The 24229-nt window shown below is 41.3% G+C and carries 20 protein-coding genes; 11 read left to right on the top strand and 9 right to left on the bottom strand.

Annotated features, from left to right (window positions below):
* Window position 1 precedes the first annotated feature (1 nt).
* The 8 genes from MTF64_RS02730 (at window position 2) to MTF64_RS02765 (ending at window position 12207) form a co-directional block, all read left to right on the top strand.
* On the top strand, window positions 2-820 hold the full coding sequence (locus MTF64_RS02730) for a DUF547 domain-containing protein (protein WP_248450466.1): 819 nt from the start codon (window positions 2-4) through the stop codon (window positions 818-820).
* Window positions 807-2084: an ABC transporter substrate-binding protein gene (locus tag MTF64_RS02735; RefSeq protein WP_248450468.1), complete on the top strand. Its 1278-nt coding sequence runs from the start codon at window positions 807-809 to the stop codon at window positions 2082-2084. Before MTF64_RS02730 ends, MTF64_RS02735 begins: the two co-directional genes overlap by 14 nt.
* Entirely contained in the window at window positions 2081-3835 is a 1755-nt protein-coding gene (locus MTF64_RS02740) for an ABC transporter permease subunit (RefSeq protein ID WP_248450470.1), read from the top strand. The genes MTF64_RS02735 and MTF64_RS02740 overlap by 4 nt, the downstream gene beginning before the upstream one ends.
* A 22-nt stretch (window positions 3836-3857) precedes the next feature.
* The gene (locus MTF64_RS02745) at window positions 3858-4496 is read left to right on the top strand and encodes an ATP-binding cassette domain-containing protein (RefSeq protein ID WP_248450472.1); all 639 of its coding nucleotides are present in this window, start codon (window positions 3858-3860) and stop codon (window positions 4494-4496) included.
* A gap of 27 nt (window positions 4497-4523) precedes the next feature.
* Window positions 4524-5168 (top strand): CDP-alcohol phosphatidyltransferase family protein, encoded by a 645-nt coding sequence (locus MTF64_RS02750; protein ID WP_248450474.1) that lies wholly within the window; start codon window positions 4524-4526, stop codon window positions 5166-5168.
* Window positions 5161-5952: a sterol desaturase family protein gene (locus MTF64_RS02755; RefSeq protein ID WP_248450476.1), complete on the top strand. Its 792-nt coding sequence runs from the start codon at window positions 5161-5163 to the stop codon at window positions 5950-5952. The genes MTF64_RS02750 and MTF64_RS02755 overlap by 8 nt, the downstream gene beginning before the upstream one ends.
* A 594-nt stretch (window positions 5953-6546) precedes the next feature.
* Window positions 6547-9207: a glycoside hydrolase family 16 protein gene (locus MTF64_RS02760; RefSeq protein WP_248450478.1), complete on the top strand. Its 2661-nt coding sequence runs from the start codon at window positions 6547-6549 to the stop codon at window positions 9205-9207.
* Between the two features lie 66 nt (window positions 9208-9273).
* Entirely contained in the window at window positions 9274-12207 is a 2934-nt protein-coding gene (locus tag MTF64_RS02765) for a TonB-dependent receptor (RefSeq protein ID WP_248450480.1), read from the top strand.
* A gap of 52 nt (window positions 12208-12259) precedes the next feature.
* Here MTF64_RS02765 and MTF64_RS19875 read toward each other — a convergent pair whose 3' ends face one another.
* Window positions 12260-12388 carry a hypothetical protein gene (locus MTF64_RS19875; RefSeq protein ID WP_282446947.1) on the bottom strand — a complete coding sequence of 43 codons (129 nt, stop codon included), beginning with the start codon at window positions 12386-12388 and terminating at the stop codon, window positions 12260-12262.
* 291 nt (window positions 12389-12679) lie between these two features.
* Entirely contained in the window at window positions 12680-13690 is a 1011-nt protein-coding gene (locus MTF64_RS02770) for an alpha/beta hydrolase (RefSeq protein ID WP_248450482.1), read from the bottom strand.
* Window positions 13691-13955: 265 nt separating this feature from the next.
* On the opposite strand from MTF64_RS02770, the gene MTF64_RS02775 reads away from it, so the two are divergent.
* Window positions 13956-14117: a hypothetical protein gene (locus MTF64_RS02775; RefSeq protein WP_248450484.1), complete on the top strand. Its 162-nt coding sequence runs from the start codon at window positions 13956-13958 to the stop codon at window positions 14115-14117.
* Window positions 14118-14169: 52 nt separating this feature from the next.
* Here MTF64_RS02775 and MTF64_RS02780 read toward each other — a convergent pair whose 3' ends face one another.
* The 6 genes from MTF64_RS02780 to MTF64_RS02805 form a co-directional block, all read right to left on the bottom strand.
* A complete protein-coding gene (locus tag MTF64_RS02780; RefSeq protein WP_248450486.1) occupies window positions 14170-15642 on the bottom strand; it encodes a S41 family peptidase in 1473 nt (490 codons plus the stop codon).
* Between the two features lie 229 nt (window positions 15643-15871).
* The gene (locus MTF64_RS02785) at window positions 15872-16384 is read right to left on the bottom strand and encodes a YetF domain-containing protein (RefSeq protein WP_121638353.1); all 513 of its coding nucleotides are present in this window, start codon (window positions 16382-16384) and stop codon (window positions 15872-15874) included.
* 593 nt (window positions 16385-16977) lie between these two features.
* On the bottom strand, window positions 16978-17343 hold the full coding sequence (locus tag MTF64_RS02790; RefSeq protein ID WP_248450488.1) for a hypothetical protein: 366 nt from the start codon (window positions 17341-17343) through the stop codon (window positions 16978-16980).
* Complete coding sequence (locus MTF64_RS02795) at window positions 17297-17755, bottom strand: hypothetical protein (RefSeq protein ID WP_248450489.1); 459 nt, start codon at window positions 17753-17755, stop codon at window positions 17297-17299. The genes MTF64_RS02790 and MTF64_RS02795 overlap by 47 nt, the downstream gene beginning before the upstream one ends.
* 121 nt (window positions 17756-17876) lie before the next feature.
* On the bottom strand, window positions 17877-18434 hold the full coding sequence (locus tag MTF64_RS02800) for a hypothetical protein (RefSeq protein WP_248450491.1): 558 nt from the start codon (window positions 18432-18434) through the stop codon (window positions 17877-17879).
* 478 nt (window positions 18435-18912) lie between these two features.
* Window positions 18913-20433 (bottom strand): aldehyde dehydrogenase family protein, encoded by a 1521-nt coding sequence (locus MTF64_RS02805; RefSeq protein WP_248450493.1) that lies wholly within the window; start codon window positions 20431-20433, stop codon window positions 18913-18915.
* 172 nt (window positions 20434-20605) lie between these two features.
* Between MTF64_RS02805 and MTF64_RS02810 the strand changes: the two genes are divergently transcribed.
* Window positions 20606-21502 (top strand): AraC family transcriptional regulator, encoded by an 897-nt coding sequence (locus MTF64_RS02810; protein ID WP_029772295.1) that lies wholly within the window; start codon window positions 20606-20608, stop codon window positions 21500-21502.
* 79 nt (window positions 21503-21581) lie between these two features.
* Window positions 21582-22613 carry a LacI family DNA-binding transcriptional regulator gene (locus MTF64_RS02815; RefSeq protein ID WP_054981726.1) on the top strand — a complete coding sequence of 344 codons (1032 nt, stop codon included), beginning with the start codon at window positions 21582-21584 and terminating at the stop codon, window positions 22611-22613.
* A 72-nt stretch (window positions 22614-22685) separates the two neighbouring features.
* On the opposite strand, the gene gtfA is transcribed toward MTF64_RS02815, so the two are convergent.
* On the bottom strand, window positions 22686-24158 hold the full coding sequence (gene gtfA, locus MTF64_RS02820) for a sucrose phosphorylase (RefSeq protein ID WP_095206589.1): 1473 nt from the start codon (window positions 24156-24158) through the stop codon (window positions 22686-22688).
* Between the last annotated feature and the right edge of the window lie 71 nt (window positions 24159-24229).

Genomic DNA, 24229 nt, shown 5'->3' on the forward strand with positions numbered 1-24229 from the left:
TATGTTTAAAACACCTTTAAAAGCGCTCTTGTTAGGTAGTGCTTTGCTTGCAACACCGTTTGCAACGTCATTTTCGGCCCAAGCTCAAAACATGCACGAGAGCTGGAACGCATTATTAAACAACCATGTTGTAGCTATTAATCATGGCCACAGCACAGAGGTTGATTATGCAGCAATTAAAGCTAAGCACAGTGAACTTAAAACCTATTTAGATTCGCTATCGGCTGTTACGCAAAATGAGTTTGATACATGGGAAAAACCAAAGCAGCTGGCGTTTTTAATCAACGCATATAACGCCTTTACTGTTGAGCTAATATTAACAAAATACCCAAACCTTAAATCAATTAAAGATTTAGGCAGCTTTTTTAGCTCACCATGGAGCAAAGAGTTTGTGCCATTACTTGGTAAAACGCGCAGCCTTGATGATATAGAGCATGGTTTAATACGTGGCAGTGGTAAATACAACGACCCACGTATTCACTTTGCTGTAAATTGCGCAAGTATTGGCTGCCCAGCCCTACGTGAAGAAGCGTATACTGCTGATACATTAGAAGCACAATTGCAAGCGCAAACGGTGCGTTTTTTATCAGATACAACCCGCAATATAGCGCAAGATAACACGCTAAGTGTATCTTCAATATTTAAGTGGTACGGCGAGGATTTTGAACAAGGTTTTAAAGGCGCCAACACGCTGCAGCAGTTTTTTTTGCAATACCCTAAAGCACTAAAACTGGTGCCCGCTCAGCAAAAAGCGCTTAAAAATAACAACATGAAAGTTAAGTTTTTAGACTACAACTGGGATTTAAATGCTCGCCAATAAATGTTGGCAAACATTATCGCGATACAGCTTTTGCTGTGTCGCGTTTTGCATTTGCCTTGTTATTAGCTTTAAAAGCCTAGCAAGTACACAATTACAAAGCCGTTGGCAACAAATAGAAAGCTTAGGTAAAAACCAAAGCGTATATTTTTATGCGTGGGGCGGCGATGCGCAAATAAATGCATATATTCAATGGGCTGCGCAGCAAGTAAAAGCCAAATACAACATTAACTTAGTACATGTAAAACTCAGTGATACCAGCGAAGCCGTTAGCCGGGTACTTGCCGAAAAATCAGCAAACAATAACGTTAAAGGCAGCGTAGATTTAATTTGGATAAACGGTGCTAACTTTGCCACCATGAGCGAGCACTCATTATTACTTAAACAATGGGCTAATAAGCTGCCTAATTTTAGCTACACCGACCCTAGCAATAACCCCGCTGTTAATTTTGATTTTGGAATACCCACCAACGGGATGGAAGCACCTTGGGGCCAAGCATCGCTCACCTTTTACTACGACAGTTTAGCAATTGACGGCACTGCAAATAACACACTACCAACAACCCTAAACCAATTACTTAGCTGGAGCGCACAAAATCCAGGGCGCTTTAGCTACCCAAAGCCACCTGATTTTTTAGGCATGAGCTTTTTAAAATACGCGCTTGTTATGCTACATCAGCAAAGTGATGACATACTTAAAGCGCAGTTAAATCAGCCAGCTACTGCACAAAACACAGCCCAAGTATTAAACCCATTATGGGACTTTTTAAATAAACTGCACCCAACACTTTGGCGCGATGGCAGCCACTTTATGCAAAGTGGTGCACAAATGCGCCGTTTAATCGGCGACACCGAGCTAAGCATAGCGTTTACGTTTTCAGCACCCGAAGTGCCCGCAGCCGTTAAACGCTATGATTTACCAAAAAGCATTCGCAGTTATGCCATGCAAGATGGCAGTTTAAGTAACACCCACTTTGTAGCCATACCTTATAATGCAAGCCATGCACAAAGTGCGCAGTTAGTGGCTAATTTTTTATTAAGTCCAGAGGCGCAAGCTCAAAAACAAAAAGCGTCTATATGGGGCGATAAAAGCGTACTTATTCAATCAACGCTAGCTCCACAGCAACAAGCTTTATTTAAAACAACGCAACCGCATCCAAGTGCCCTGCCTTTGAATAGTATTAAACGCACGCTAAGTGAGCCACACCCAAGCTGGGTAAACGCTATTGTGCAAGGGTGGCAAACACGTTTTGGAGTAAGCCAATGAGTGTTGTTTCAAATAAGTTAGCAGCAAGCCCAACGCTTAAACCACATAAAAGCGCCGATATGTTTAGTAAATTAGTTACATTAAGTCCACGCTTTTTACTGGCATTGCTTATTTTACCTGTAATAGGCGGCTTAATTAGCGTGCTATTGCCCGCTTTTGGTTATGCGCCGGTACTTGAGCATACTACACTTGGCCTACATGGCTTTACTATGCTCATGCAAACACCCGGCCTAACACACATGGTTATGCTTAGTGTTGGCAGCGGATTAATAAGTACCTTACTAGCCTTTACCATTACATTAATGATTTTAGCGGCATTTTTTAATAGCCCGTGGCTTAACCGTATTCAGCGTTTATTGAGCCCGATACTGGTAATTCCCCACGCGGCAGCGGCTATTGCGGTTGGTTTTTTAATTGCGCCTTCGGGAATGATCTCGCGTTTAGTATCGCCTTGGTTTAGTGGATGGGAACTTGCGCCTAACGGCATGTTTCCGCATGACGCGTTTGGAATTAGTATAATTTTAGGCTTAACGCTTAAAGAGCTGCCTTTTTTACTGTTAATGGCGCTAGGTGTGCTTGCCCAACCTGAGCTTGGCAAAAAGCTGCGCCAGCAACATAAAGTAGCGCTTAATTTAGGCTACTGCCCTATGACTGCTTTTTTTAAAGTAGTATTACCAAGCCTTTACTCATTACTGCGCCTACCCATTTTAGCCGTATTGGCTTATGCCAGTGCAAGTGTAGAAATGCCACTTATTCTGGGGCCAAATACCCCGCCAACGCTTGCTGTTGCTATAATGCACTGGTTCAACGATGTAGATTTAAACCTGCGTATTAAAGCCTCTGCGGGGGCACTATTACAGCTTGTCCTTACTGGCGGTTTGCTAGCACTTTGGCTTGGCGGCGAAAAAGCGATAAAAGCATTATTTAGTAATTTACTCACCAATGGCGAGCGAGAATATGGCGGCGTTTATTGGCAAAAAATAACAACCGTATTAACAGTATTTGTGATTGGCTTTATTTTGCTCTCGTTAATTGGCTTAATTATGTGGTCGGTTGCCGGATTTTGGCGTTTTCCGGCGGCACTGCCCGAGCAGCTCACGCTACTTCACTTTAAAAGTGCGCTAATGCAAATGCAAAACCCGCTTTTTAATACCCTTGCTATAGGGTTAGTTACTACGTTATTTGCCATTATTATTACGCTTTTGTGCTTAGAGTCAGAGCAATTAAGTGCCAAACCCATGTCGCGCTTTACCAGCTTAATTATTTATTTACCGCTGCTTGTACCAAGTATTGCGTTTTTATTTGGCCTAGTGTGGCTGCAACAACTAGTAAATAACCAGGCCGCGTTTTTTAATGTGGTATTTACCCATTTATTGTTTGTACTACCGTATGTGTTTTTATCACTTTCGAGCAGTTATAGGCGCTTAGACCCTCGCTTTGCTAATGTAGCAGCAAGCCTTGGCGCAACGCCCTGCAAAGTATTTTTACAAGTGAAATTACCCCAGTTATTTGCTCCTATTTTAATTGCGGCGGCACTTGGTTTAGCCATTAGCTTTGGCCAATATTTACCTACACTTTTAGCCGGTGGCGGGCGCATAGCAACCATAACAACCGAAGCGGTTACCCTTGCTAATGGCGCAAGTAGGCGCACCAGTGCGGTGTATGCCATTATGCAAATGGCATTGCCACTCATTGGCTTTATACTGGCGTGGGTGTTACCTAAGTACTTTTTTAAAAGCGCCCATCGCTAACCCATAAATTAAAAGGTTTTTAATGCAGTCATCTTTAGAGATTAAAAATTGTGAGCTTTATCGTCAAAACCAACAATTACTTAGCTTAAACGAGCAGGTAAAAGGCGGCGAAATACTCACTGTTATGGGGCCATCAGGCAGTGGTAAATCAAGTTTATTAAATTGGCTTACCGGCACATTACCCAGTGGTTTTAGCGCAAATGGCGAAGTGTGGCTTAACGGCGAAAATATTAATAACTTACCCGCACATTTACGCCACATAGGCGTGCTTTATCAAGATGCGTTATTATTTTCGCATTTATCGGTAAGCGGTAACATTGCCTTTGCTATGCCTAAAGGCAATAAAAAACAGCGCCTTGAAAAAATAGAGCACGCCCTTGAACTAGTTGGATTAAAAGGCATGGCTAATCGCCACCCCGACAACCTCTCTGGTGGGCAACAAGCCCGCGTTGCTTTATTGCGTATGCTATTGAGCGAGCCAAAAGCTATTTTACTTGATGAGCCCTTTAGCAAGCTCGACACCCAATTAAGAGTAGATACCCGCGAGCTGGTATTTAGCCAAATACGTGAGCATAAACTGCCCGCTATTATGGTAACCCACGATCATAGCGATGCAGAGGCCGCAAACGGCAAACTGATCACCTTAAATTTAGCCAAATAAACGCACAAAAAGTACAAGGCACCAAGCATGTTAGACAAATACATCACCCCAGTAATAAAGCCACTGTTAACCCCCGTTGTAGCGTTAATGCACAAGCGCGGCATAACGCCCGATCAACTTACTGTGGCAGGCTTTTTAATAGGCCTATTAGCTGTGCCATTAATTGCGTATGAAATGTGGTACGCAGCGTTAACGGCTATTGCTTTAAATCGTATTTTAGATGGGCTAGATGGTGCATTAGCACGCCTTGCAAATTTAAGTTCAAGCGCTGGCGGCTTTTTAGATATTACTCTCGACTTTTTATTCTATGCGGCAATTCCGCTTGGCTTTATTTTGGCAAACCCCGAGCAAAACGCCATTGCAGGTAGCATATTACTGGCCACCTTTATAGGCACTGGCTCAAGCTTTTTAGCCTTTGCCATAGCCGCCGAAAAATTTAAGCTCGAAAAACCCCAGTTTAAATACAAAAGTTTTTACTATTTAAATGGTTTAACCGAAGGCACAGAAACCATCGCGCTGTTTATTGCCTTTTGTATTTGGCCGCAGCACTTTGCCCTAATGGCGAGTATTTTTGCCACTGCGTGCGCTATTACTATTTTTACACGTATACATGGTGGTTATAACACGTTAAAACTCCAAGAAGCTGATGAGGTTACACAAGCCAATGAGTAATGAAATTTGGTGGCGATTAGGGTTCTTTTTTAGCATCTTGGTTATTATGATGCTACTAGAATCGCGTATGCCCGCACGCAAATCGCCGATAAAGAGTACCACCCGGTGGTTGGCCAATTTTGGACTGGTGTTTGCTGCCTCTGTAATTGCTCGCTTAAGTGTACCAATAGGCTTAACTGCCGTAGCGCTTTATAACCAAGAGCACGGTATCGGTTTATTTAATCAAATAGCCACACCAAGTAGTGTTGCTATTATTTTAAGCATATTACTGCTTGATATACTTATTTATTGGCAGCACCGGCTTTTTCATCAAGTGCCTATTTTGTGGCGCTTGCACCGTGTTCACCACGCCGATGCCCATGTAGATACCAGCACAGGTTTGCGTTTTCACCCTATCGAAATTGTGCTCAGCATACTTATAAAATTGATTGCCGTTACCGCTTTAGGAGTACCTGCTATTGCAGTATTAATATTTGAAATAGCACTTAATGGATTAGCGCTGTTTAACCACGCCAATATACGTTTACCCAATGCAATAGAAAAACCACTTCGGCTCATATTAATGACCCAAATACTGCACCGTATTCATCATAGCCAGCGCGTGAGCGAAACCAATTCAAACTATGGATTTAGCGTTATTTGGTGGGATAAACTGTTTGGTAGTTACAAAAATGAAGCGCAAAAAGCCGATAACGACATAGATATAGGCTTAAAAGAATACCCTAACCCGCAGCAAAACGCCTCGCTGTGGGGCTTACTAATTATGCCGTTTAAACGTAAATAAGCTGCCATTTCAAGTGGCTACAATACTATTAAAATAAACAATAAATTAAGAGGTAAATGCGTATTTAAATTTACACATTTACCTTATTAAACCCCGCCAAAGCCTTACCCCCTATAATTTAACCTTTACAAGCTAAGCGCTTTAAAGGGTTTACTAACCTATTGAATGCTATACCACTTTCACTTTTTTAAGTTTCGTTTTTTGTAAAAAAGCAAAATTACACGCCATATAGTTAGCCTAGTACGGGTAAATCATCGCAATTAGCGCTAAACGTAATTGCTGCAGGTCACTTTAATATTTACCAATTAAGTAAAATATTAATACATGTATTAAAAATGCAACATTACAAATAATGTAAGCTGTTAAATTTATTAGCGATTTAGTTAATAACTCCAATTGGTAAACTGGTCTTACCGTAAACTAAATGTAAATAAAACACACAAATATGTTGACCATTTACGTAGTGCGCAATATTATTTGTAAGCGCTTACAAAAACACATGGTAAATGTAAGCGCTTACAAAAATAAATATGGTTCTTTTTAACAAGTTTAAACACACATTCTGACAACAATCTGTGAAACCGGGGTTCAGCTATGAACATTGAAAAAACACACATTGCTCGCTTACTGGCTGCTATTTCGTTAGCGTCTTTAGCTGGCTGTGGTGGCGACTCAGCCACAACATCTAATTTTGAAAATATCGACGCTTCTGAGCCAGTTTCAGATTGGCAACTAGTATGGAGCGACGAGTTTGAAGACTCAGCCATTGATACTAATAAGTGGAACTTTGAATTAAACTGCGATGGCGGTGGTAACAACGAAAAACAATGTTACACCGATAACGAAGAAAACGCCTTTATACAAGACGGTGTGTTAAACATTGTTGCCCTACCCGCGACAGAAGGCGCTGAAAAGCCCTACACTTCTGCGCGTTTAAATACCCGTTACAATGCTGACTTTACTTATGGCCGCTTTGAAGTGCGTGCAAAGCTCCCTTCGGGGCAAGGCAGCTGGCCTGCGTTTTGGATGCTACCAACCGATGAAGAATACGGTACATGGCCACGCTCAGGCGAAATTGATGTTTTAGAATCAGTAAACCTAAAAACCGCTGACGAAGATGGCGGTGTTGAATCAAGCATTCATGGCACATTGCATTACGGCCGCGCTTGGCCAGATAACAGCTACACAGGCCAAGAGTACAAATTTCCTGAAGATAGCAACCCAGCAGATGACTTTCATACTTACGCAGTAGAGTGGCAAGAAGGTGAAATACGCTGGTACGTTGATGGCTACCTATATGCCACACAGCGCCAATCAGAAGTATTATATAATTCCAAAGGCGAAGCCGCAGGTTTGAAACATCGCGGTTGGTTTGCAGAGTATTTTGAACAAGGTTCTGGCGAGCTAGAAACTCATTGGGATAGCGCTCCTTACGATAAAGACTTTCACTTACTGTTAAATTTAGCAGTAGGCGGCGACTGGCCTGAAAACGTAAATGAGCTAGGCATAGATGCCAGCGCATTTGAAAACGGCCAAACGTTTGCAATTGACTACGTACGCGTTTATCAATGTGCATCAAACCCAGATACCGGCAAAGGGTGTGAAACTATTCGCCCAGGTTACGATAGCCTAGACGATGCCCTGCTAGAGGGCGAAGCGCCTATTCCTAGCCCGCCATCTACAGGTATTGCTACACCGTTAACTATTTTTGGCGACAGCTTTAACCCTAACTGGCCAGCATGGGATTGTTGTGGTGGCTCTACACCTGCAATTGTAAGTGATGAAGAGCAAGGCGACGTTGTTGAATTTACAATAGGCAGCGAGCCTACAGTGGTTGGTTTTATTAGCCGCGATGCATTTATTACTGACGAAAACGGCGCTGCAACGCCTTTTGATGCATCACCTATGCTAGAAGAAGGCTACGTACGCTTTAAAATGAAAGTAACCAGCGCACCAAGCGTGCCAGACACACCTTGGTTTGTAAAACTTGAAAGCACAGAAGCCTCAACCGATGCTGATATGCCGCTTACAAGTAGCGTTGAAGGCCAAGCACCTGTAGTAGGTGAGTGGCAAACCTATACGTTTTTGCTTTCTGACCTTGCTGACTTAGATTTAGATATCAGCGCAATTGACGTACTTATGGTATTTCCTGAGTGGGGCACGGGCGAAGGCGCAACCTTTTTAATTGACGACGTTGAAATTACACAAGACAACCTAGGCGCATCACCAGAGCTGACTATTTTTGAAGATGAGCAAAACCTAGCATGGCCAATGTGGGATTGTTGTGGTGGCTCAACGCCTATCGAAGTGGTAGATGATGAAGCGCACGGTGTAACCGCTGAATTTAGTATTGGTGCAGAGCCTACAGTAATGGGCTTTAACAGCCGTGTTGAAGTAGGTGGTGCAGGTGAGTCATTTGATGCAAGCAGCATTTTAGATGAAGGCGTTATACAGTTTGACTTAAAAGTAACGTCTACTCCTAGCGACCCGTCAACTGCGTGGTTATTTAAAGTAGAGGCAAATGGTGCAACTTCATTTGCAGAACTTGAACTAACGCAAAGTGTTGAAGGTGTAGCGCCAGTGACTGGCGAGTGGCAAACTTATACATTTAAGTTATCAGATCTCGCAGGTGCAGGCCTTGATGTAAGTGCAATTGATGTACTTATGATTTTTCCGGCATGGGGCGCAGGTGAAGGCGCGGTTTACCGTGTAGATAACGTTAAAATTTACAACCCTAATGCAGCGCCCGTTGCCTCTGGTGAGCTAAACGTATTTACAGATACAGTCGCCGATCAGTGGAGCATATGGGATTGCTGTGGTGGTTCAACACCTACTACAGAAACCGACGATGATCAGCACGGCGCAGTGGCTCAGTTTAGCATTGGTGCAACACCTACTGTAATGGGCTTTTTAGCCGATGAAGACGTATCGTTTGATGCATCAGCCCTGTTAGAAAATGGCGTTGTACAGTTTGATTTAAAAGTAATAACAGCACCCTCAAACGTGGATGCACAATGGTTATTTAAAATTGAATCAATTGGCGCTTCAAGCGCAGTAGAGCTGGCATTAACGCAAAGCAATGAAGGGCAAACACCTGTTACAGGTGAGTGGCAAACATATACCTTCCCTATTGGGCAACTATTTGATGCGGGCTTAGATATTAGCGCTATAAACGTGCTCATGGTATTTCCTACGTGGGATATGGGCAACGGCGCACTATACCGCATAGATAACGTGATTATCGCGAATCCATAAAAACACACTACAATAGGCGCATGGCGCCTATTGCTACACAACAACATTTTATAAAGCAGAGCTATTATGAACACATTCAATTTTAAAAAGAGCCAACTTGCGGCTTCTGTGTCTCTTATCATTGCTGCAAGCACGTTAAATACGGCCATTGCTGCCGAGGCAGACACTGCAGCATCTCCTGATGTAGAAGTTATTGAAGTAAAAGGTATTCGTGGTTCACTTATTCGTTCTATGGATATGAAACGTGATTCATCGGGCGTAGTAGATGCCATTTCAGCAGAAGAAATGGGGAAATTTCCAGATACCAATTTAGCAGAATCATTACAGCGCATTACCGGTGTATCGGTGAGCCGTGCAAACGGTGAAGGTAGCCAAATTACCGTACGTGGTTTTGGCCCAGAGTTTAACTTAATTACGTTAAACGGCCGCCAAATGCCAGGCACAGGTTATACGCGTTCGTACAATCTTGAAAACATTGCCTCAGAGGGCGTAAGTGCGCTAGAAGTATTTAAAACAGCGCGCGCCGATGTACCAAGCGGTGGTTTAGGTGCTACGGTAAACATTTCTACTGCGCGCCCTTTTCAAAAGCCTGGTCAAAATTTTTCAGCCACGGTTAAAGCAAATCATGACTCATCAAACGAAGCCGGTGATGATGTAACCCCAGAGCTTTCTGCTGTTTATAGCAACACATTTGCAGATGACAGATTTGGTTTTGGTTTTTCGTTTTCGCACCAAGAACGCGACTTTCAAAAACAACGCGCCAATATTCAAGGTTGGCAAGCCAATGTTGATTTACCTGAATTAGATAGCAGTAATGTTGTTGATAACCGTACTGACCCATCAGGTAACTACTACTTCCCTAAAGACATGAACTACTCTATTGAAGATGTAGAGCGTGAACGTACTAACGGCCAAGTTACTTTTCAATTTGAACCGGTTGATGGCTTTGTAGCCACCTTAGATTACACAGCAAGTAAAGCGGTTACGGGCTCTGAAAGTATTGGTTGGGGTATCTGGAACGACTTTGGTAGCAATATTAATGGCTACGAGCTTGATGAAAACGGCACCGCTGTTTATGCCGATATTAGCGGAAACGATGCCTCGTTTACAGCCAACAAAGGCACCACAGAAGTAAAAGCACGCTCTATTGGTTTAAACCTAGAGTGGGAAATTAACGACACGTGGCACGTAGAGCTTGATTACCATGACTCTAAAAATGAAACCGATAACGGCGCCGATGATGGGCTAGGCAGTACTGGCCAAGTGATTTTAGGCTCTGATCAGCTAGCAAACAAAATTTACGATTACCGCACAAGCGAAATCCCAAGTGCTCAAGTTAACTGGTTAAACGGCACAAGCGAATTAACGCCAGGCGAAATTGACTCTAACTTTAGCCAGTTTACGCACTCGCCGGGTGAATCAAACATTGAGCAATTACAATTACATACCACTTGGTATAACGAAAACTTTGATATTGGCCTAGTTAAAGTAAAATTTGGTGCATCGCGCACTGAGCAAAACACCGGTGGTTACACTGCATGGAGTGGCTTAGTGGGTGGCCCTGGTTTTAACCCATCGTACACAGAAATATTCCCAGATAGCATGTTTACTCGCCACGATACGTCGGGCCTTTTAGATCAATTTGATGGTGGCGGCAGCAACTTACAACCAGGTTACTACTACACCTACGATTTTGACGAAGCAGTGGCTCGCCAAATGGCTTACCTAACTTCTGATGTAACCGGTGGTGATGCATACGCAGCCAATGCTTACATGGATGGTATTGATAGCGAAAGCTACGTAGAAGAAATTACAAACAGCTTTTATATTCAATCAAGCTGGGAGTTTGATGTAAGCGATTACTACGTAAAAGTAAACGCAGGCCTGCGCTACGAGCAAACAGATGTAACCAGCACAGTACGCCAACGTGTTGAAGAACAAGTAAACTGGATCAGCGCCTCAGAGTGGATAATGCAATATGCAGCCGGCGGCGATGATAACTTCTTAGAGCAGCAAGGCGATTACGACATATTATTACCGTCAATCGATGTAAGTGTTGATTTAACCGAAGACGTTGTAGCCCGTGTTTCATGGGGTAAAACTATGTCGCGTGCACCACTGGGTGATTTAGCCGGTGGCCGTAGTTTAACAGGCAGCCCAAAACCTGGCTCGCGCACGGGTAGCCAAGGTAATACAAATTTATTGCCGTTTGAATCAACCAATCTCGACTTATCATTAGAGTATTACTACGCAGAAGGCAGCTACGCCTCTGTTGGTTACTTTAAAAAAGACGTAGATAACTTTATTCAAACTACCATTACGCAAACCACGATTGAAGGCCTATACGACATTTTAAACGGCCCGCGTTACTTACAAGCAGTTAGCGATATTGAATCGCGCGGCGAGCAAGCAACCACCGATGCTATTTTTGCGCAAATGATTAGCAATGGTTATGGCAATGCGAATGGCATCATTGAGCCAAATAGCGATGACCCACTTATGGTATGGAACATAAGCCAACCACAAAACACCGACAGCAAATCGGTAGATGGTTTTGAAGTGGCTGTTCAGCACTTAATTGGCGAAACTGGTTTTGGTGTAGGTGTTAACGCCACGTTTGTAGATGGCGATGTAGAATTTGATAGCGAAAGCCTAGACCAACAAGCTCCGCTTACAGGTTTAAGTGACTCTGCTAACTTTCAAGGCTTTTACGAAAAAGACGGCCTATCGGTTAAAATTACTTACGCATGGCGCGACTCGTACTTAATTGGTGTTGGACAAGCACAAGGCTCAGCCGATGCACCACCGCAATATGCTAAAGCCTACGGCCAATGGGATATGAGCGTTAACTACGATGTAAACGAAAACGTAACCGTATTTTTTGATGGCATAAACTTAAATAATGCCACCGAAGAAGGCTACGGCCGTTACGAAGAGCAGTTTTTATTTGCTAATCAGTACGGCCCACGCTACTCAATTGGTGCCCGTTACACGTTTTAAACTATTCCCTAGTTAGAATAGTTAAGCCGCTTGTTTTAACAAGCGGCTTTTTTTATAACGTTTTTATTTGCTCAAGCAATACATTGGTTGTCCAATCAATGCCGTTATATGCCACATCGGGCTTATAAAAATCCCCTGCCCCTCGCGCTCTGTTTACGTATACTTTGTTAGGTACAATCACTTTACCTATTCTTTTTAAAAGTTACCGCTGCTTTATTTTATTAAAGTACTGACATCCATTAGGTGTATTACAAACTTTGGAAAGCCTAAATAAAGTAACAAAGGAGTAATTCACTGTCCTAAAAACACGTTTAAACCAACGAGAAAATGTTAATACTTTAAAAATTTAATTTTGCCAAATTAAGGCATGACACTCTTAATATCTGAAAATAACATTATTTATTTGAGCTAATAGTTAATCAAATTTTGATGTGGTTTTAGTAAAATTCCCCTTAAGCCAATCCATGAAAAATTAATTAGCTAAAAAATCTAATATCGTGCGATTTACTTGGTCAGCTTGATCAACGGTTAAAAAATGCCCTGCGTCTTGAAGTTTCATAGTCTGTACTTTATCTAACATTCTTTTTGCACGCTCAAGGCTATCTTGATTGTTCATTATGTCTTTGTCGCCGATCATCACCAATGTAGGCAGGGTAATTTTCTGTAGCTGTAAATCTGAAAATGGTTGCATTTCGGTAATTAAATCTGGTATTGGGTTGCTATCAAGCGCCGCCACGTATTGGTCCAAGTAAATAGAATTAATCATGTGTGCTTTGGTAGATAAAGATTTCAAGCTCTCATGAGCCTCATCCCGCACAGGGTTTAACGTAAACAAAATACTCGACAGTAAGTCACCGCTAAGTTCAATCCAACTGAACGTTTGTGCAGGGCTAAGTAGTACTAACCTTTGAATACGCGATAATTCATTATTTGATTCAGCCAATGCAATAGCAACCGCCTGCCAACCTCCTCGCGAGGCGCCAACTAGATTGAGCGAGTCCAATTGCAATAGATCAAATAATTCTTGGTACCAACTTACCACTTGATCTATTCCAGAGATATTTGCTTGAGTATGTGAAGCACCCGAGCCAAGAAAATCGTCAATAGCATAAACTCGATAGCGCTCGGAAAGAGCCGCTATATTAGGGTACCACATAGCCGAGTTCGCTTGCATACCATGCAATAGAACGATAACTTCTGCATCTAGAGGCCCTGCAACAATTACTCGAGCCTGACCAAATGAAGTAGGGATACTTAGCTCACGATAAGCTACTGGCCACAAACTTAAAGCACGACGATAAAGCTGTTCATTTGATAAATTTTCTGCCGATAATTTTTGCAGCTCCGCATTTTCTAAATGACGTCCAGGTATTAGATAAGCCTGCTGTTTAGAAGTCACTTTTACCTTATCGCTAAACAAATCGCTCACAACCAGTAATGATAGTATGGTAAGTATTGATAATATGCCTATCCAGATTTTCATTCGTACTCCTGTATATCAGATGCATTGATATTTTTAATACCTCAGCTAGACCTGAGACCCAGTATCGACAAGAGACATAGTACTTTACAATTTTTTTAGTTTAAATGCCTTTGAGCTGAAATTACCATCTTCACTATGCCTTCTTACCTTTTTGCAATCAACTTAATACACTATAATACTGCTGGCGCATAACTAAAATCCAAAACTGATTCTCGATGGTTTGGTACAGCGTTCATCGGTGGAAAAAGCCTACGGCCAATGAGATATGAGCGTTAACTACGATGTAAACGAAAACGTAACCGTATTTTTTGATGGCATAAACTTAAATAATGCCACCGAAGAAGGCTACGGCCGTTACGAAGAGCAGTTTTTATTTGCTAATCAGTACGGCCCACGCTACTCAATTGGTGCCCGTTACACGTTTTAAACTATTCCCTAGTTAGAATAGTTAAGCCGCTTGTTTCAACAAGCGGCTTTTTTTATAACGTTTTTATTTGCTCAAGCAATACATTAGTTGTCCAATCAATGCCGTTATACGCAATATCTGGCTTGTAGTAAGCCCCTGCTCCTCGCGCTCTGTTTACGTATACTTTGTTAGGTACAATCACTTTCCCCAACCCTGAAGGTAAATCAGCTAAGCGTACTTCCATATACATAGAATCAGCACTACTTGGCGCACCGAATAACGTGGTATTTTCAAAAAGCTTAAACTTATCAAGCGCATCTAAACAAGCACTGGCGCACTGCGGCGGAACAATAACAAACACCTTGGTTTTAAAGTCACTAGTTAAAGGCTTTTGTGGTATGTTATTTAGCGTATTAGTTTCTTGCTCTACATAAAATGGATCACCACTTTTAAGTGATAAAGCCATACCCGCAGCTGTGATTTTAAATATTTTCAATAATTCAGGCTGATTTTTTACAACCTCTATTAAAGACACTACATGGTCGGTATTATCCTTTGATGCTCTCCACCACACTTGCGTGTTTTGAGAAGTATTATTTACTTTTTGTTCTACTATTTTTTTGCCCCATAGTTCTTTGGCTACTTGTGAGCTCCAATAAGATGAGCCACCTTGGTTATGGCGCAAATCTAACACCACGGCTTTTGCAGTAAGTAACTTGCTACGCTGCTGTTGTATTTTTTCAAACACTTTATTGTAGGCAGCAGTTTGCTTTTCGGTTGATGAAAAGCTAGGCATAGCAATCCACGCAATATTTTTTTCAGGCCAGGTTAAATCAATGGGGAGTTCATCACCGTTGTAGGCATTTTCTAAATGCTTACTGGCTGACTTAGGCCTTACAGACCAATTTAATACGTGTGTATAGGTATCGCCATTGGCTTTAACAAATTCGCATTCTTTTAAAGGAGTTAAAAATGGATTGCCCTCGTCAATGAGTAACCGCCAACCTTGCTGCCACCAATGGCCAGGTTGTGCAACTTCACCATGAAACTTAAACACTCTCTCACGTATTAAGGTCTCGGTGCTTTGCCCATCACATTGGCTTACAACGTCGCCTTTGCTAATATTTTTGTTTTCACTGTAATACACTTTTAGCGCATCACCTCGCCACACAGTTCTAAAGCCCGGCCAGCGGCGCGCGGGTCTATCTACGCTTGAAAACGCACCGGCGTGGCCATCTTGTAAAATAGTGCTAAAACGAGAAATTGCCGCTGCATGAACCTGCGGCCCACTCGCTTGAGCCGACAATGTAAGTGCTTCTGCTTTTGCTTTTTTTAATAAGTCAGGGAACGTTGGATTATTAACATCAAACATACCGGGATGATTATGTGCGGTAATGCTATATGCTGCCTCAATATCGCGCTCTGTTATACTGCGCCACTGCTCAGGTGTAGTAGGTATAATCGGCTCTTGTGCAGCATTTACAACTACTGGTAGTAGGAATATTGGGAGCAATACATAATTGGTTATTTTTGTTTTTATAGTCATGAAAATCCATTTAAGCTAAAAATAAATTACTGGTACGTTATTGTTCATTAACAATACTAATAAAGCGATTTAAGGTACATAAGTAAATACATACCTGGCACCTAAGTTAAAAACTTAAGAATCGTCCAACCTTATTTAGTAGGTGAGCAATGTGTCTGATGCAGTAAAAAAGCCATGCCAATTAATTTTGGTGCTTGAAGGTAATCTTCGGCCGCTAAAAATTGTCCAATTAATCCCGGGGATTTCTTAACTTCATAATCAGTTGATCATAGTTTTCACTTTTCGGCACAATACTTAATTCACCATCGGCCTCGAAAACCACCGCCATAACTGTGCTTAAATCACCAAAACCGGCTTTTCGAACACTCGCTTCCACCTCGGTGCTGGTGAGACGAGTGTCTTTCATAGCAGCCTCTATATATTCACCGTCGAAAAAGACTAATTGTGGAGAGGTTTTGACTACTTTGTCGAACGTCGAAAAATGGGCGCTGATCCAAGTGAGTAAATATTGTAAAAATAGGAGCAAGCTTACCGCGACTAAAACCTCAACTATAACCACGTCTTTCAATAAGATAGCAGAACCTAAGATGGAGCCTGCCGCTACGGTGATTATCCAGTCAAAGTTATTCATTTTAGCAAATGAGCGTTTACCTAATAAATGCGTCGCTAGGATTAAAAAGGGATAAATAATCAAGGTTGTGGTAACAATGCGCGCTATTTCACTCCACGATTCAAAAAACATATTTCCCTCTACTTAAGGTGCTGAATATACTAATAATCATATAAACTAAACAGCCACCTGAATCACACAAACTAGGCAGTCACCTTAATAAAACAAACAACACTGTGCAACTAAATCTGCCATACAGATTCAGGATTTATCTTTTATTAATGGGTCTTTTACGGATGGTTTTTAATTTATGTCAGGACATCAAATTATAATTGGACTTAACAAATTATGATGGGACCCACTTTATTTAGCCAATTAGAATCTAGGCTTTTTAAAGAGCAAAGTTTAAGATGGGAGTTTTGTTAATTCTTTCTCTGAATTTTTTTAACTAAATGCACTATCGCTAAAGCTAGCAATACGGCAAGAAAAAAGCCCACAAACGTATTACCAAACACCCATCTAAAAAAGATTCCTGAAAGAGACAAAACAAAAGCTGACCAAAGCCATGGATTTATATTCTGCATACTATCTAGAGCACCTCATAACCCCCTGCTTAGGGGCGGAAACACATGGGCTATAATTTGGTTCGAAGCGACGCAGTCCACGTGTATGCATCCCAGCGAACGAAGTGAGTGTGTTGATTAGGTTGTTAGGTGCGTGCATATTTAAACTACTACCCTAGGGGCTTTACCATGAAAGCCCAAGTATAGTTTTTTGAGATTATCTGGCACGAGAGGCCAGCCACGCTCAATACCTTCTTTTGTACATTTCCAGAATAAGTGCTCTGTATAATATACATCTATGTATTCGAATTCTGCTTTGGTTGCAGTATCTAGTTTTTCGCTCATGTACTGCAACTGTTCTAATGCTTCTTCTAAATTACCTTGGTTAAACAAAATGGTTGTCAAATTTGCGAACTCTTCCATTAGGAATGTGAGTGCCCATTTTTCATGTTTTTCCATGAGAGGCACAACGTCAGGAAATTTAGTGCGGATCTCTTTTAAGAACTGTCTTATCTCTGATTTGGCCATTGATTTCTCCGCTTTTTGACGTATAACCCACCAACAATGACATTAGAAAGCCAACTAAATACAAAATGTATCCGCTGATATCGGAGTGCACCAGTTTTTGTAAGGCAGACATCTCTGCACCATTGTTAATTGCATTCCAGTCCGTTGGTAATTTATAAAATAGGATAATTAAAACTACAAACGAAACTGCAACTAGAATATGAACGTAACCAGCAGGAAAGATACTCATCTTTTTCCATTTGGCTAGAAGAGAAAAAAGACCTGCGTAGACGAGTGATACTGCGCTGAAAACACACAGGAACACTGGCCACCATGCGCTATCCGGATTCCCTGAATTGGCAGTTATTATTGTTGCAATTATATTTCCAGTAAAAAGAACTATTACTACAAATATAAAATGAGCTCTAAACATTACACATCCCGATACCTGTTTTTACAGCTAACGCCGTTTTAAGCAGCAAATTGCAGTTGGCTAAAATAAGTGAGGCACGAACAAAAAGCCAACTGTAATTTGTCCAGCTTGAAAACCCTTGTTAGGCCTTTGGCTCTATACTTTTTCGTATTTTTTCTATTTCAGAAACAAGTGGATCCATATCTACTTCACCACCAGTAAAAACTTCAATATCAATATAGTTTTCTTCAATTACAGATTTACCAGCAAACTCATATTCAGTTGTAATTATAAACTCGGAAGGACAATTCTCAGGAGCTTCACCACCTAAAATAATAAAGCTTTGAGCCAATGGAAAAGTTAATTCATAATTTGGAGCAAAACTTTTAATTGGTGCATTAAATATTTTAAAATTACGAAGATTCTTTTCTGGGTTATTTGGTTGATTAAATTGGAAAAAGTCACGATCTATAGATATACGTAGATTACTAGCTGCACTTAAACCAGTATTTTTTATACTTAAAAATATCACAGGAGAGTGCTTTTTTAATAATGGTTGAATTGTTATATAAGGGCGAGTTAGAGCTTCTGTTTGAATTCTTGTTTCATTTACTGATTCTTCACTCACTTTAACCATTTTATGTGTTAAGTAAGCATATATAGCTGTTAAAAACACTAAAATAGCGGTTAAATAAAACATTCCAAACTCCTCGAGTAGAGCAATCCAATAGTTGTTGTCACAAATATCCATAAGAGGCCTAACAACTTTGTCTACGACATTTGTCGTTTTACAAACCGACAAATGTCCCTATATTACGATGCTTTTATCTTAGCCAGCAAATAACCACCTGTAAACAATTGGTTAACTACAAAGAAATCTCCGTTAATGCTGTAATACACCTAAATGGGGGAGATCAGTAATATCCGACAATGCATAAATCACTGCACATTTTTAGAGCAACTTTTATAAAAAGTTAATATCGTAAAATCGTTTTTTGACGCAGGTAATGGCCTATTTAACGCACTTAGGTTTTAACGCTTTAAACGCGGCTGGTATTGTACTTATATATTACAACACGCTTAAAGTAGCCTTGTGAGCACTGTGAATAAAAAAGCGCTGCAAATATGCAGCGCCCTCATTACTTAATGGTTGTTGTGTTTAAGTTTGAGCTGCTTTATTAAAAAAAGCCGAGCGGATCTTCGCTATAACTCACTAATAAATTTTTAGTTTGTTGGTAGTGATCGAGTGCGAGTTTGTGCGTTTCGCGCCCTATTCCTGATTTTTTATACCCACCAAATGCAGCATGTGCTGGGTACATGTGGTAACAGTTGGTCCACACCCGGCCAGCTTCAATTTTACGCCCCATGCTATAAGCACGGTTCATGTTTCGGCTCCACACCCCTGCGCCTAAGCCAAATTCTGAGCTGTTGGCAAGTTCGAGTGCTTCGGCTTCATCTTTAAAGGTCGACATAGAAATAACAGGGCCAAAAATTTCTTCTTGGAACACACGCATGTCGTTGGTACCTTTAAGCAGTGTAGGTTGTATGTAATAACCACCATTTAAATCGTCATTTAGCTGCTCTACGTTTCCTCCGGTGAGTACTTCAGCGCCTTCTTTTTTACCTATGTCTATGTAACTAAGTATTTTATCAAACTGTGCTTTTGAAGCTTGAGCGCCCACCATGGTTTCGCTGTCGAGTGGGTTACCGCGTTTAATTTGTTGGGTACGTTCGAGTATGCGCTCAATAAACTGCTCGTATATATCTTCTTGAATAAACAATCTTGATGGACAGGTACATACTTCACCTTGGTTAAAGTAAGCAAGTACGGCGCCTTCTATGGCTTTTGATAAAAACGCGTCGTCTTTTTCCATTACATCATTAAAAAATATATTGGGCGATTTACCGCCAAGTTCTACCGTTGAGGGAATAATGTTTTCAGCAGCACATTTTAAAATATGAGAGCCGACAGGTGTAGAGCCTGTAAATGCAATTTTAGCAATGCGTTTACTTGTGGCCAGTGCTTCGCCTGCTTCTTTACCAAACCCATTTACAATATTGAGCACGCCTGCAGGCAGTAAGTCACCAATAATTTCCATTAAAACTAAAATAGATGCTGGAGTTTGTTCGGCTGGTTTTAGTACCACACAGTTACCTGCAGCAAGTGCGGGTGCAAGTTTCCATGCGGCCATTAAAATAGGGAAGTTCCACGGGATAATTTGCCCAACCACACCTAACGGTTCGTGAAAATGATATGCCACCGTGGTTTCGTCTATTTCACCAATACTGCCATCTTGCGAGCGTAGGCACCCTGCAAAGTAGCGAAAATGATCGGCCGCTAACGGAATATCAGCCGCTAGTGTTTCACGAATTGCTTTACCGTTATCCCATGTTTCGGCAACAGCTAGTAGCTCTAGGTTTTGCTCAATTCGGTCGGCTATTTTTAGCAGTATATTACTGCGCTCGGTCACCGAGGTTGTGCCCCACTGCTCTCGCACTGCATGCGCTTTGTCGAGTGCTAGGTTTATATCATCTTTGTCGGAGCGAGGTATTTGGCAAAATACCTTACCATTTACTGGGCTTATATTATCAAAGTATTGGCCGTTTACAGGCTTTACCCACTCCCCGCCAATGTAATTACCGTATTGTTGTTTAAAGTTTACGAGTGCGCCATCGCTGCCTGGATTTGCATATATCATGTGTGTGCTCTCTTTATTGTTGTTAGCTAAAGGTCGAACATTTATATAAAACAAAATGCTTTATATTTAATCAGTGTTGTTTGACATTAGCCTAACAAGCCCCTAAAAACTTGATTAGCTGTCCACAAAAGTTGTCTGTGAGTCCACACTAATAAAAGCCAAAAGGATTGATATGCACACATCTCAGTTAAACAAAAAACGCCAACAACTTGATGTTTTAATAGAAAATAAAGTGACATTTGCAGCAGATAACAGCGAGTTGAGCATTTACGACACGTACCAACGCGCACAAAAGGTGGCACTGCATTCAAAGGAGTTACTGTTTTGTGCCATGCTCAGCGGTAAAAAAGTAATGCACGTAGAAAGTAGCCAATACCATAAAGCATTTTTACCCCACGAGTCGTTTGTATTAGCGCCAGAGCAAGGTGTATTAATTGATTTTCCACAGGCATCAATGCACGCCCCAACCACTTGTTTAGCAATTGAAATAAGCAAAGATAAAATAAACGCTGTGGCAAATGCGCTTAACATGCAGCAAAGCTTTGCACACGATGGCGACTTATTCGAGTATGTTCCACAATTGGTACACAGCCAACATAATAGCCAAATACAGCAATTATTAGAGCGCATGGTACATTTATTTAGCGAACCAGGCGCACAGCGACATTACTTAATTGACTTGTCGTTAAACGAATTGATCACCCGGTTGTTACAACAACAAAGTCGCGACTTATTACTCGCTAATAGCGATAAACCACGCCTTAAAACAAAAATAAGCGATGCACTGCTTTATATTGAAGAGCACTTAAACGAAACGCTCGACATAAATACCTTGTGCAAAATAGCCTGCATGAGCCGCAGTAAGTTTTATCAGCAGTTTAAACTGGCATTTGGCACTACCCCAGCCCTTTGGCAGCAACAATTGAGACTTAAAAAAGCGCGCAATCAATTACTGCAAGGCCATGCAATTAGCCAAGTCTGCTTTGATGTTGGGTTTAATAGCGCGAGCCACTTTAGTCGTGTATTTAAACAAACCTTTGGTATTGCGCCTAAAGAGTGCCGGCATTAAGGGTAAAACCTTATTTTTTACTTTGCTAACGCCCTGAATATGTTAGTTTATTAACATGAGTATTGAGTAAAGAATTGGTATGAGTAAGCAAACCCGCTGGACCTTAAAAAGTATTGCTAAAGAGTTAGGTGTATCTAACGCAACAGTCTCTAATGCGTTTAACCGCCCTGATCAGCTATCGGCTAAACGCCGAGACGATATTCTTGCAGCGTGCAAAACCTTGGGCTATTACGGGCCCAATAAAGCCGCGCAATCGCTTCGCAGTGGTACATTTAACATTGTGGCGTTAGTGCTGCCAGATAGCGTGGAATATATGGTGTCGGACCCTGTGGCCAGTAGCTTTATGCGGGGTGTAACCTCGGTGCTTGAAAAAAACGGCATTAATGTTTTATTGTTTTCAGGAAATAGCGATAACCTTAACAGCGTGGTCGACTTTGTTGATGGCTTTATTTGCTATGGCCGCCCTCGAAATAACGCATTAGTAGAGCAGTTAAAAACGGTCTCTAAACATGTGGTAACTATTGATTTTGATATAGCCCGCAATGCCTCAGTAAATATTAATAACGAGCAAGCAAGTTACGAAATAGCCAAGCATGTTTTAAAAAATCAAAGCGATAAAGTCGCTATTTTAGGCTTAAGATTACTTGATGAAAACGTATTGTGCCGCGTATATGAGCATCACGAATTTGAAACAGGGCAATCTATTTCGCACCAACGTTTACGGGGTTATCAACGTGCTTTAAGTGAGGCAAATATAACCGTAGCTGATGACCGCATTTGGAATATACCCGAAAGCAGCGAGCGTTTTGCCAATATTGCTGCTAAAGAGGTGTTAAGTGCCTCCCCTCGCCCTAACGTTATAATTTGTATGAGTGATTTAATTGCCCTTGCCACCATGCGAGAAGCGATAAAACAAGGCATAAAAATAGGTGAAGAACTGCGTATTGTCGGCTTTGATGGAATAGACGAAGCCGCTCGTTTTGTGCCGCGCCTAACCACTATTCATCAAAACAGCCAAGAAAAAGGCGTAATGGCCGCCGAGCTCTTTATATCTAAAGAAGAAAAAATATGTGATGTAAGTTACGAGCTAGATATTGGCGCAAGTGGTTAATAGGTTATATTAAAAAGGATTGGGTAAACAAAAGCCAAGCTTTTGAGCTTGGCTTTTTGTTTTAATAGCCTGTTAGGCTAGCAATGCGTTTAAACTTATCGTTGTTTCTTCATCACCATTTACTTGGGTAATAAGTGCATCTCGCGTTTTAAAATTAACACTTAATGCAATAGACTTATCTTCAAGTTGCCACGTTAAACAACATATTCCCTGTGTACCGTGAGCACTAAACTCTCCTGCAAAAGCGGGGTGTTCATTACGTAATTTAATGAGCTCTATTAAACCTTTTACTACAGGTTTATTGAGTGCGTGCTCAATTGTTTCACTATTTAAATACGGACGGTTAATATCACGGCCCACATTGGTACGCGCAAGTAAATCCATATCGTTTTCGCAGGCAAATAAACCACCGTAGTACACTTGCGGCACACCGGGGGCAAAAAACTGTATGGCACGCGAAATCAAATAATCTAAATCGTTAGCGCCTAATGCATTGTAATACGTGCAATTTACTTGGTATAAATCAACGTTACTGGCAGCAGCACCTGTAGCTTGGCGGCTTTGGTTGTTACTGTTGGCATGCATGGTTTCTACAAGGGTATCTATTTGCTGTGCATTTAATAGCCCTGGCTTGTCGCCCATTGGGCCAGCATCAATAATGCCTATGCCGTCGTGTGTATCAAGTACCGTTAAACAGTTGCGTGGTGAAATTTGTAACCATTTAAGTAATGCATCTACATCGTTATTAAATAAGCTATGTAAAATAAGCGGCGGTAATGCAAAGTCGTAAACCATGTTTACACGCTTTGCTACTTCTACTTGTGTTTGGTAGTGGCTATGAATTTCAGCAATGGTTTCCATGCCAAGCTCGTTTGCTTGCTTTGACAAGTTATCTAGGTAGCCAAAGGTTTCGTCTAGCATAAAACAGTTAGTACCGGCTTGTTTAATTGCGTAACCCGCTGCATCTAAACGAATAATATTTACGTTATTTTCAGAAAACTTAGTTAATACGTTATTTAAATACGCAATACCCGCTTCAACTTTTACGTTTATATCAATTTGGTTATCGGTAAACGTGGTCCAAAAGTCATACGTTTGACCATCGCCACACTGCATTGGCGTAAAACAGCTACCGGGGCGCGGGCGATAAATTGCTTGTTGCTCAGCTTCGCTCATACCATTTGGAAAAACGTCTTCTTTTGTTAAAAACAAATCCCAAAATTCTGATTGCTTGCCTTTAGCTAGCACATCTTGAAACTGATAAGACTGCGCCGATACATGGTTAACGATTAAATCAGCCATTAGATCATGGTTTTCACCCAGTGCTTGAATATCAGCCCATGTACCAATGCGAGAATCTACTTCGCTGTGATCAATCGGGTCAAAGCCCGCATCGCTGCCATCAATAGGATTATAAAAAGGTAAAAGGTGCACACCACCAAATACGCCCTTCAGAGGACCTTTTAACAATGTTGTAAGTGCGTTTATATCTTGACCTGTGATTCGATCAGCATATGTGATCAATTGAACTTTATTCTTCATCATGTGTGATTACCAAGTTGAAACTTAATCGATTAAGATATATCTTTAACTAGCACGTACAATTTTACAAGTAA

This window comes from Pseudoalteromonas sp. 2CM41L (assembly GCF_023161905.1).
GTDB classification, from domain to species: Bacteria; Pseudomonadota; Gammaproteobacteria; order Enterobacterales; family Alteromonadaceae; genus Pseudoalteromonas; species Pseudoalteromonas atlantica.

Coding starts and splice junctions, on each gene's coding strand:
- MTF64_RS02730 (WP_248450466.1), top strand. CDS start 2: ATGTTTAAAACACCTTTAAAAGCGCTCTTGTTAGGTAGTGCTTTGCTT.
- MTF64_RS02735 (WP_248450468.1), top strand. CDS start 807: ATGCTCGCCAATAAATGTTGGCAAACATTATCGCGATACAGCTTTTGC.
- MTF64_RS02740 (WP_248450470.1), top strand. CDS start 2,081: ATGAGTGTTGTTTCAAATAAGTTAGCAGCAAGCCCAACGCTTAAACCA.
- MTF64_RS02745 (WP_248450472.1), top strand. CDS start 3,858: ATGCAGTCATCTTTAGAGATTAAAAATTGTGAGCTTTATCGTCAAAAC.
- MTF64_RS02750 (WP_248450474.1), top strand. CDS start 4,524: ATGTTAGACAAATACATCACCCCAGTAATAAAGCCACTGTTAACCCCC.
- MTF64_RS02755 (WP_248450476.1), top strand. CDS start 5,161: ATGAGTAATGAAATTTGGTGGCGATTAGGGTTCTTTTTTAGCATCTTG.
- MTF64_RS02760 (WP_248450478.1), top strand. CDS start 6,547: ATGAACATTGAAAAAACACACATTGCTCGCTTACTGGCTGCTATTTCG.
- MTF64_RS02765 (WP_248450480.1), top strand. CDS start 9,274: ATGAACACATTCAATTTTAAAAAGAGCCAACTTGCGGCTTCTGTGTCT.
- MTF64_RS02770 (WP_248450482.1), bottom strand. CDS start 13,690: ATGAAAATCTGGATAGGCATATTATCAATACTTACCATACTATCATTA.
- MTF64_RS02775 (WP_248450484.1), top strand. CDS start 13,956: ATGAGCGTTAACTACGATGTAAACGAAAACGTAACCGTATTTTTTGAT.
- MTF64_RS02780 (WP_248450486.1), bottom strand. CDS start 15,642: ATGACTATAAAAACAAAAATAACCAATTATGTATTGCTCCCAATATTC.
- MTF64_RS02785 (WP_121638353.1), bottom strand. CDS start 16,384: ATGTTTTTTGAATCGTGGAGTGAAATAGCGCGCATTGTTACCACAACC.
- MTF64_RS02790 (WP_248450488.1), bottom strand. CDS start 17,343: ATGGCCAAATCAGAGATAAGACAGTTCTTAAAAGAGATCCGCACTAAA.
- MTF64_RS02795 (WP_248450489.1), bottom strand. CDS start 17,755: ATGTTTAGAGCTCATTTTATATTTGTAGTAATAGTTCTTTTTACTGGA.
- MTF64_RS02800 (WP_248450491.1), bottom strand. CDS start 18,434: ATGTTTTATTTAACCGCTATTTTAGTGTTTTTAACAGCTATATATGCT.
- MTF64_RS02805 (WP_248450493.1), bottom strand. CDS start 20,433: ATGATATATGCAAATCCAGGCAGCGATGGCGCACTCGTAAACTTTAAA.
- MTF64_RS02810 (WP_029772295.1), top strand. CDS start 20,606: ATGCACACATCTCAGTTAAACAAAAAACGCCAACAACTTGATGTTTTA.
- MTF64_RS02815 (WP_054981726.1), top strand. CDS start 21,582: ATGAGTAAGCAAACCCGCTGGACCTTAAAAAGTATTGCTAAAGAGTTA.
- gtfA (WP_095206589.1), bottom strand. CDS start 24,158: ATGATGAAGAATAAAGTTCAATTGATCACATATGCTGATCGAATCACA.